Annotated in this window: 11 protein-coding genes; all 11 read right to left on the reverse strand. The window is 37.5% G+C overall.

The annotated features are described in order from the left end of the window. Positions 1-48: 48 nt before the first annotated feature. Positions 49-342 carry a hypothetical protein gene (locus WD048_01395; protein MEX0810838.1) on the reverse strand — a complete coding sequence of 98 codons (294 nt, stop codon included), beginning with the start codon at positions 340-342 and terminating at the stop codon, positions 49-51. Between the two features lie 7 nt (positions 343-349). Beyond that, positions 350-568, reverse strand: coding sequence for a hypothetical protein (locus WD048_01400; protein MEX0810839.1), 219 nt, complete (start codon positions 566-568; stop codon positions 350-352). Positions 569-817: 249 nt separating this feature from the next. Next, complete coding sequence (locus tag WD048_01405) at positions 818-1078, reverse strand: Txe/YoeB family addiction module toxin (protein MEX0810840.1); 261 nt, start codon at positions 1076-1078, stop codon at positions 818-820. Between the two features lies 1 nt (position 1079). Next, the gene (locus WD048_01410; protein MEX0810841.1) at positions 1080-1331 is read right to left on the reverse strand and encodes a type II toxin-antitoxin system Phd/YefM family antitoxin; all 252 of its coding nucleotides are present in this window, start codon (positions 1329-1331) and stop codon (positions 1080-1082) included. A gap of 150 nt (positions 1332-1481) precedes the next feature. Continuing rightward, a complete protein-coding gene (locus WD048_01415) occupies positions 1482-1871 on the reverse strand; it encodes a hypothetical protein (protein ID MEX0810842.1) in 390 nt (129 codons plus the stop codon). Further along, a complete protein-coding gene (locus WD048_01420; protein MEX0810843.1) occupies positions 1868-2335 on the reverse strand; it encodes a hypothetical protein in 468 nt (155 codons plus the stop codon). The genes WD048_01415 and WD048_01420 overlap by 4 nt, the downstream gene beginning before the upstream one ends. An 88-nt stretch (positions 2336-2423) precedes the next feature. After that, complete coding sequence (locus tag WD048_01425) at positions 2424-2717, reverse strand: formyltransferase family protein (protein ID MEX0810844.1); 294 nt, start codon at positions 2715-2717, stop codon at positions 2424-2426. 726 nt (positions 2718-3443) lie between these two features. After that, positions 3444-4352, reverse strand: coding sequence for a hypothetical protein (locus WD048_01430; protein ID MEX0810845.1), 909 nt, complete (start codon positions 4350-4352; stop codon positions 3444-3446). A gap of 174 nt (positions 4353-4526) precedes the next feature. Beyond that, positions 4527-5090 (reverse strand): phosphoribosylglycinamide formyltransferase, encoded by a 564-nt coding sequence (gene purN, locus WD048_01435; GenBank protein MEX0810846.1) that lies wholly within the window; start codon positions 5088-5090, stop codon positions 4527-4529. Positions 5091-5124: 34 nt separating this feature from the next. Next, the gene (locus WD048_01440; protein MEX0810847.1) at positions 5125-6624 is read right to left on the reverse strand and encodes a sodium/proline symporter; all 1500 of its coding nucleotides are present in this window, start codon (positions 6622-6624) and stop codon (positions 5125-5127) included. Positions 6625-6723: 99 nt separating this feature from the next. Beyond that, positions 6724-8118, reverse strand: a complete 1395-nt coding sequence (locus WD048_01445) for an aminotransferase class V-fold PLP-dependent enzyme (GenBank protein MEX0810848.1) — start codon at positions 8116-8118, stop codon at positions 6724-6726. Positions 8119-8326 lie beyond the last annotated feature (208 nt).

The raw sequence follows: 8326 nt of genomic DNA on the forward strand, positions 1-8326 counted from the left end.
TAACAGAAATTCAATGATAGTATAGTGATTGGAGGTCTCGACCAAACACTATTTAGTGATTCTCTTCTTCCAATTTTCAGGGTTTACCTGGCTTGGAAAAACTGCTCTTACAATTATTATTTTATCTTTTTCATCCAAAGTAAAGTGAATCATGTAAGGAAATATTTTAAGTGGGAGACATCTTACATCATAATAGTAAAGCTGGAAATATGGCATTCTCCTTAGAATTTTGAAGTGCTGCTTTACCTCTTTATGAAATTTTCGACCAAGACCTATGGCCTTCTTGTTATACCATTTAATTCCTTTTTGTATATCAAGACGGGCATCCGTATCTATTTTCAATTTGAATTTATGCATCTAAATCAAAATCATCTTGCACTTTATCCCAATCTAATAAGCGCTTAGGGTCTTTTTCAGCTTTTGCAATCCTTTCTTTTACTATTGACTTTTGATCTTCAGGAATTTCAAACTCGTCAACTTCATTACAAACATCTATATTTAATTCTTTCATTAATTCCTTAATGAAATGGAGTTTGCTCTCGGGAATTCTAAGTGTTATTTCTTTCATATCAATAGCCTTTTCCTTTACTGAATTTAATCATTAAAAGCCAAATATACACACTAAAGTTCAGGACATTGCTGCATCTTACTATCGGGAAATCTTGTATTACAGCATTACAAATTCACAGAATTTATAGGTCTATTTCATAACTTTACAGGATTATAATCCGTTTTGGTTATAACTTTACGGGATTACAATCCCTTTTGGTCATACTATTGGATATATTGGAAAATCCATTTAGGCTAAAACACAACACTAAGAATCATAATGATAGCGGCAGGCATAAATCAACAGCTCCTTGTCAAGGAACTGATAAACCAACCTGTGTTCCTGATCTATCCTTCTGGACCAATACCCAGCTAAATCAAATTTTAGGGGCTCTGGTTTTCCCAAACCTTCATAGGGATTACGCTTAATGTCTTTGATCAATGCATTGATCTTTTTACAGAATTTTTTATTGTTTTTCTGCCAATACTGATAATCATCCCATGCGTTTTCCGTAAAAGTCAAAAGCATTTTAATCCTCTATTTTTGGCCTTACGGTTTTTCCCGTTTTCATTTGATTGATAGATTCATACAATCTATCGGCATTTTTCTTGGAGCTTAATAAATGCACGGTTTCCATAATAGAGTTGTATTCCTCAAGAGAAATCAGAACAGAACCCTTGCCTGTTTTTCTTTTGATAATAAGCGTTTCATTATCGTTTTCTATGGTGTCAAGAAATTTTTTTAGCCCAGCACGGAATTCTGAATAATTGGCAACAATCATAAATTAAATGTTTAATTACGTACAAAAATACGTACTTAATAAAGAAAAAGTTTCCTGAAATTAAATCAGTACTGTTTGAAATATTTCATATGGCTTTAAAAACCGCTCAAGTCAAGAGTAAATAATTGAAGATCTTAAAAAATTACAAGTCTATTTTTTGAGATTATTTTTTATCTCACTCAAAAATTCCCTTGCCTTGTTAGCTTTAGCAAACGAAACTTTGTAATTACTATATCGCGCATTCATACAGGCATCATACAACCACCTGTAGTAGGGAGAGCAAGCAGGCAGATGCGTTTTTATAAGCTGAATTGTTGCTATGTGTTTAGAGAGCCTTTTGTTTTTTCTTTTCATAACCTTTGCAAAATAAAGATTAAGTTCCTTGTAGGTTTTTCCATTTTCTTTTATGGGAAAAAGCTCATTTTGCACAAAATGAAGTGCAGCGTAAAATGCTGTTGTAACTACCCAATCATTAAATTTCTTGCTTGACAAGAGAAAATCGCAGGCAGCCTCATTGTGAATAGCATGCTGTTTGCTCATTTAGATGATTTGTGCTTTAAAACAAAGCCGTCTGAACGAATATAATTTTCATCTAAATTTCCATCAGAATCACATATTGTGATTTGAATATGATATAAGTCTTCGGAAACTTTATTTTCAAATTCAGAGACAAATTCATAGACAGAAATGATTTTTTTGCTTAAAAACTCATCATGAGGTAGAACTACCATGATTGTAAAATCATCCCAGGAGTTGATTTTTAAAAAAGCTGAAATAGGATTTAAATTGTTCTTATTAAAATGATGGAGGACTTGCTTGGTATGCTTACCGGCTTTATTGATGTTTTTCACAAGCTTTTCCAGCACAAGCTTTTGAGCCTCTTCAAGACTTTCATTCTTGCCTTTCAAATATGCATCAATTACATGGTCGCTGGAAAATAACTTTTCCTTATGGGAAGTAAATTCCCAATTGGTGGGTGCATTTATTTCATTGATTGCATTCATGTTATAACTGTTTATCTTTTACAAAGTTAATATTAATTGAGCAATCGAATTATTTGCAATATAACTGCTACTGTCTTTTCAACAAAAATTATTTCAAAATAGTCTCAATAGCCTCTACAAAATATTCGTGCTCGAGTTTCTGCACTTTTTGCTGAATGCTTTCAGGTGTGTCTTCATCAGAAATACTGCATTTTTTCTGAAGAATAATTTCGCCCTCATCGTATTTTTCATTCACAAAATGAATGCTGATGCCGCTTTCCTTATCTCCTGCTGATTTTACAGCCCATAACTGGCGCGCATTTTGCAGCCTAGCTTGAAGCCCAGCGAATGCGTGCCCAGCTGCACCAGTCAAACAGGCGTGCCGACTGTGGGTGCCTACCAAACAACCCCAGAAGTTTCTTATTTTAGTCGAATGTCTGAAAAATATAAAATATCAGATTGGATTGACCCGCACTTGTCAAAAGCCAAACGGCAAATGAGTGCGAGTGGGGTGGAACTCAAAATCTTCTGAAATAGATGAAAACTATCGACCGATGGCAATTCCTGGAACTTATACTTTGGGTTCTGTTTTGTTGCTCAATCTTCTTAAAATTCACTGTTTTAAGAATTCCTTATCTGAATCAGTTATTTTTTGTATTAGGCTTTTCCATTTGGATCATCTACTTCAAAAGAATTTTCAGCAGTTTCAAATACTGGAACAAAAGCAAGGGACTATCCATCATAATCTCAATATTCTATATTTTCGCTTCATTGATTGTATCAGGTCTTATTTATAGAATGCTCTACTGGTACTATTCTGATTTTATAGTAAAGAGTTCTTTTAACGTCTTAATCTTTGGTTCACTGCTTACAGTTATCTATTATTTATTTCGCGGAAGAAAGAAAAAAGAAATATTTTTCACTTTATTTGGTCCAGTCTTTATCAGATCCTTATTTCTTTTAGCTGTAGGAATCGCGCTTTCGTTTCGATGGCCTCTTATCTATTATTGATAATTAATACTCCCCCCGGTTCCCGCCATGCTTTGCATGGTGGTTAAAATAGCAATACCACCTAACTGCGCCTTGCTGTCGAGAGCTTTTAGCACGTGGAATAATTTTCATTCATCAATTACCTCCAGGGCTCTCCATTACCTTCCTGACCAAAGAGATGTTCGTCTATCCAATTGTCATATTTTTTCCTTTCTACTCTTTCAAATACCGTAACCTGTTCTTCGCCATCTAAGATTACGTAGCTGTATAGCTTAGATGAATCAATGCTTAATACATCATAGGGTTCTAAAAAGGGCCAAAGGATTTTAGAAAGTATATTCCAGGGCTTATAATCAAGCCGGGTGCCTTTGGGGTGAGGAGATGTAAAACATTTGTTCACTTCATAACCATAGCCGCTGAAATCCATCATGTAAAGGGTTCCATCCTTAGCTTTTATCAGGCGCTTATTTATAAAGCCATCTTCTCCCTGATACCAGCCTACAATAAGTGTATCTCTTTCTTTATAGAGTTGATATTTGGCTTGTTTTTCCCTCATCGGTTGTAAAGGGTGGCTGATTTTTTTATAGATAATATTTAAACTGTCATTTCTCACGAAAAACAACATCAATGAACTATCCTTATCCGAGATAGCATAATAGAATGCACTGGTATCACCGTAGCATATCTTATTAAGTGTACTTTTTTCTTTACGATTTGTCAAAATCAATAAGCATTCCGATTTTGAAACACTTAATACGGTATCTTCAATGGAGTTATAGCGGTAATCATAGAAGAAAAATTCATTATTCCTGCTTATAAGAGAGGTTGTTCGCATGTGAGTCTTCCAAGTTCCAATAACTGTACTATCCTTAGTTGGTTTTATGTCCATTGTTTTTTCAATGTCACCAAACGCCATACTTGGCTTTGTTGACGGTTTCTTTTCCTCTTCCGGCTTGCTGTATTTCCAAAAAGTGGTTTCCTCCTGCTGACTAGCACAGCTAAGTAGAAAGAGAAAAAGGAAAATACCGTATGTTTTAATTCCTATCACCACTGTATTTTGCTTTATAGAATTTTTCTAAAAAATACCTCATAACTGATTTACATTAAACCCCAAAGCCGCGCTTAGCGACTAAGGACTTTTCTTCCAAAACCTCCTACCAATGCAAGCACTAACAAATCCTGAAGTTACTTATTTTAGTTGGGTACTTAAGTCTCCTAAAAATTACCCCAACACTTTCTCAATGGCCTTTACAAAATATTCGTGCTCGAGTTTCTGCACTTTTTGCTGAATGCTTTCAGGTGTGTCTTCATCAGAAATACTGCATTTTTTCTGAAGAATAATTTCGCCCTCATCGTATTTTTCATTCACAAAATGAATGCTGATGCCGCTTTCTGAATCTCCGGCTGATTTTACTGCCCTGTGCACATGCATGCCGTACATGCCCTTGCCGCCATATTTTGGCAATAGTGCAGGATGGATATTGATGATTTTATTGGGGAATGCTGAAATTAATTCTGAGGGAATCAACTGCATAAATCCAGCCAATACAATTAGGTCAATGCCTTTTTCTTTTAAATTTTTGCTGATATTTTCAGCATCTGATTTCCAATTTTTGGGCAAAAGCATAGTAGGAACTCGATACTTTTTTGCGCGCTCCAACACAAAGGCATTTTGATTATTGCTCACTACCAAGGCCACTTTTACCTGCTGCGAATTTTGGAAATATTCCATAATCTTCTCAGCATTTGAGCCACTTCCCGATGCAAATATTGCGATGTTCTTCACAAATAATTTTTTTAACGAACCTAAGTAATTCGCTTTAAAGTTTGACCAATTCAGGATTTTTCACCGGATAAATTTTTGAAAATATCCAGCCAGCCAACATAGAAAGCGCAAAGGAAGGTGCCAGCACATCCAGTTCTACAAAATAGGGGCCAATGCCCTCAATATTCTGAATTACAAATTTGAACAATGGCACGCTCAAAAATCCGGTAATCATTGAAGCTATAGCTCCTTGTTCTGAGTACCCTTTCCAAAAAAGCGACAAAATAATTACCGGACAAAAAGTGGCGGCAATACCCGACCAACCAAAAATGATAAACCAAAACACACTCCTGTCTGGTGTAAGTACAGCTACCAACAGCGCAATACCCAATGCGGCAAATGCCATAACAACAGTTACAAAACGTGACACATTTTCCAATTTGTTATCGGGAATTTCAGGATGCCATATCTGCTGATAAAAATCGCGTGTAACGGCACTGGAAGCCACTACCAGCAAAGAATCAATAGTGGACATAATTGCAGAAAGCACTATGGCAATGTACATGGCGAAAATGAACAGCGGCATTAAATTGTCGGCCAAAACAATCAACACTTCCTCTCCTTTTGTACCAAGTATAGCCTCAGGATCCTGGCCGGCTTCGGTAAATAAATACCTGCCCAGCAAACCAATGGTCACAGCTGCAGCATCAGTCAATAAAGTAAAAGCAATGGCCACCCAGCGCCCCTTGTTGATCTCGGCTTCATTTTTTACGGAAATAAACCTCACATAAACCTGTGGAGAACCCAGAAAGCCCAGCCCGATCATGGAAAAACCAAGTATAGTGGCCGCATTCATCCAGGGATCGGGATTTCCGCCCCAAATATTGACCAGAGCAGGGTCAATATTTTTCAGTCCCGTAAAGAGCTCTGCACTGTTGTCAAGTGTCCACCACCCGACTATCGGCAAGGCCAAAAGTCCGAAAAACATCATTACCCCCTGGAACAGATCGGACCAGGCAACAGCCACAAAACCACCGGTAAAAATGTAGGCCAGCACAATAAAAAAGCCCAACAACGCACCGCTGTAATAATTCATACCCAGCATAGCCTCAAAAGCTTTTCCAGTAGTGTCGATTTGTGCACTCACAAAAATCACGACAAATATTGCCAATGCACTGGCAGCAATAATTCTAAGGGTATGTGTGGTGCTCTTAAAACGGCTTTTTAAATAATCGGGAACAGTAACTGAATCATACTCGTCTGTGAGGCGCTTAAAGGGCTTGGCCATAAAAAACCAGGAAATAGCCACCCCCAGCAATTCACCCAACACCACCCAATAGGCAGAAATACCTGCTACAGCTCCCATGCCCGTTAAGCCCAGCAGCAGCCAGCCAGATTCGCCAGTTGCACGGGCAGAAAATGCAACTACCCAATATCCGAGGTTTTTACCTCCTACATAAAAATCACTGAGCCCTTTGATTCGCTTGCTGGCAACCAGGCCAATTATAAACAATACAGCAAAATACAGGCCGAGTACAATGATCTTTGTGATCATAATTTTATTTTATAGGTGTTGAGCAAAACTAAAACAGGGGCGCACGATAATGCACCCCTGCAACAACAAGTTTTTATCTGCTTGAAATATTTATTGAATTTATCCAACCGTACTTTTATCATTCAACAACACTTCGTTTTTTTCGGTAAATGCTTCAAGCTTGATAAAGAAATTTCTGATGTCTTCTTTTGAATTCTCAGAATTTACAAACACCAGCCTTATAAACTTTTCTCCTTTGAAAATGCCATAGCCCACCATCAGCTCCGCATTTTCATATAGCAATTCACACAATTTATCCGGATCATAATCCTTGTAGTTAAAACACACAGCAATCGAATTGTCAAAACTGTAAAGGGTATAATCACTATTGGAGCGAACATAATCCCGGGCATAATCAGCGAGCTCAAACTCCTTCTCGACTATTTCCTCAAGTCCTTCATCACCAAGTGCTTTCCACAGTGTCCAGAATTTCAGCGCATCATTTCTTCTTCCACATTGCAATGAGGTTTTTCCTGGATTGTAATCATCATCTCCGGTCTGGTACAAATAACTGGCCTTATTGGAAAATGAGGAATACAATTTTTTCTTGTCTTTTGTAAAAATCATTGAACAGGAAAGCGGTGTTCCAAGCATTTTATGGGCATTCAGGCTAAAAGAATCACTGTGTTCAATTCCACTGATCAAATGCTTGTATTTTTCACTGAACAATACCGCAGCACCAAATGCTCCGTCAACATGCAGCCAGACTTTGTGTTTTTTACTGATGGCAGAAATTTCCTGAATAGGATCAAAAGCACCCAGCACTGTTGTGCCGGCTGTGGCATTGATGAAAAAAGGTTTATTCCCGGCATCAATATCCTCTTGAATAGCTGTGGCAAGCACCTCTGGATTCATTCTTCCAAATTTATCTGCTTCAATATAGCGCACATTGTCTCTGCCTATGCCCGTAAAAGCAGCATTTTTAGGAATGGAATAATGCGATTCTGAAGAAGTGTATGCAATCAATTTCTGGTGTACTCCTTTGTTGGAGGCATTGGAATCTGCCGAATCACGCGCCATGAGCATGGCCATCATATTGCTCATGGAACCACCGGGGGCGAAAGTTCCTCCACTTTCATTTCCATATCCGGCCAACTCACTTATTCGCCTGATGATTTCTTTCTCAACAATAATCTGAGGGCCACCGACTTTGTAGGTGTACATGCTGTTGTTAAGCACAACAGCCAGTAAATCTCCCAGTACGGCTTTGCTTTTCCTGCCGCCAAAAAGCTGATTGAAAAAGCCTTGGCTACCTGTTCTAGGTGTGTTAAGGACAAGTTTTTCAAGGGCAGTGGCAAAGTCAGATTCACTCATCGCTTCCTTTTCAGGGCAGAGGTCAAGTGTTTTTTGCAAATGCGCTACATCATTGTAGGGCGCTACCGGATTCTCTTTTTCTTCTTTTAATAATTTTTCAACTATAGATTGGAATAATGCTAAATCGCTGGGTATAGACATGAATGTATTTCTTTTTTGTCGGCACAATTGCTTTATAAATAATTGTCCCTGCTTAAAATTGTTTTAAGGTAAAATAATTTTGCAAAGGTAAAATTAATGGAATAAGCATTAAAATAATCGCTGAATTCAACACTATAGCTGTTTAATATATTGTACTAGTGTTATGTTAATCTTAAGTTGACGGATAAAGTCGTCTTAGCTTTACCCT

The organism is Chitinophagales bacterium, from assembly GCA_040877935.1.
In the GTDB taxonomy this organism is placed as follows: Bacteria; Bacteroidota; Bacteroidia; order Chitinophagales; family CAIOSU01; genus JBBDNB01.

What these genes read in the sequence shown, in the direction of transcription:
- WD048_01400 (MEX0810839.1), bottom strand. Translation starts at nt 568, where the DNA reads ATGAAAGAAATAACACTTAGAATTCCCGAGAGCAAACTCCATTTCATT.
- WD048_01405 (MEX0810840.1), bottom strand. Translation starts at nt 1,078, where the DNA reads ATGCTTTTGACTTTTACGGAAAACGCATGGGATGATTATCAGTATTGG.
- WD048_01410 (MEX0810841.1), bottom strand. Translation starts at nt 1,331, where the DNA reads ATGATTGTTGCCAATTATTCAGAATTCCGTGCTGGGCTAAAAAAATTT.
- WD048_01415 (MEX0810842.1), bottom strand. Translation starts at nt 1,871, where the DNA reads ATGAGCAAACAGCATGCTATTCACAATGAGGCTGCCTGCGATTTTCTC.
- WD048_01420 (MEX0810843.1), bottom strand. Translation starts at nt 2,335, where the DNA reads ATGAATGCAATCAATGAAATAAATGCACCCACCAATTGGGAATTTACT.
- WD048_01440 (MEX0810847.1), bottom strand. Translation starts at nt 6,624, where the DNA reads ATGATCACAAAGATCATTGTACTCGGCCTGTATTTTGCTGTATTGTTT.
- WD048_01445 (MEX0810848.1), bottom strand. Translation starts at nt 8,118, where the DNA reads ATGTCTATACCCAGCGATTTAGCATTATTCCAATCTATAGTTGAAAAA.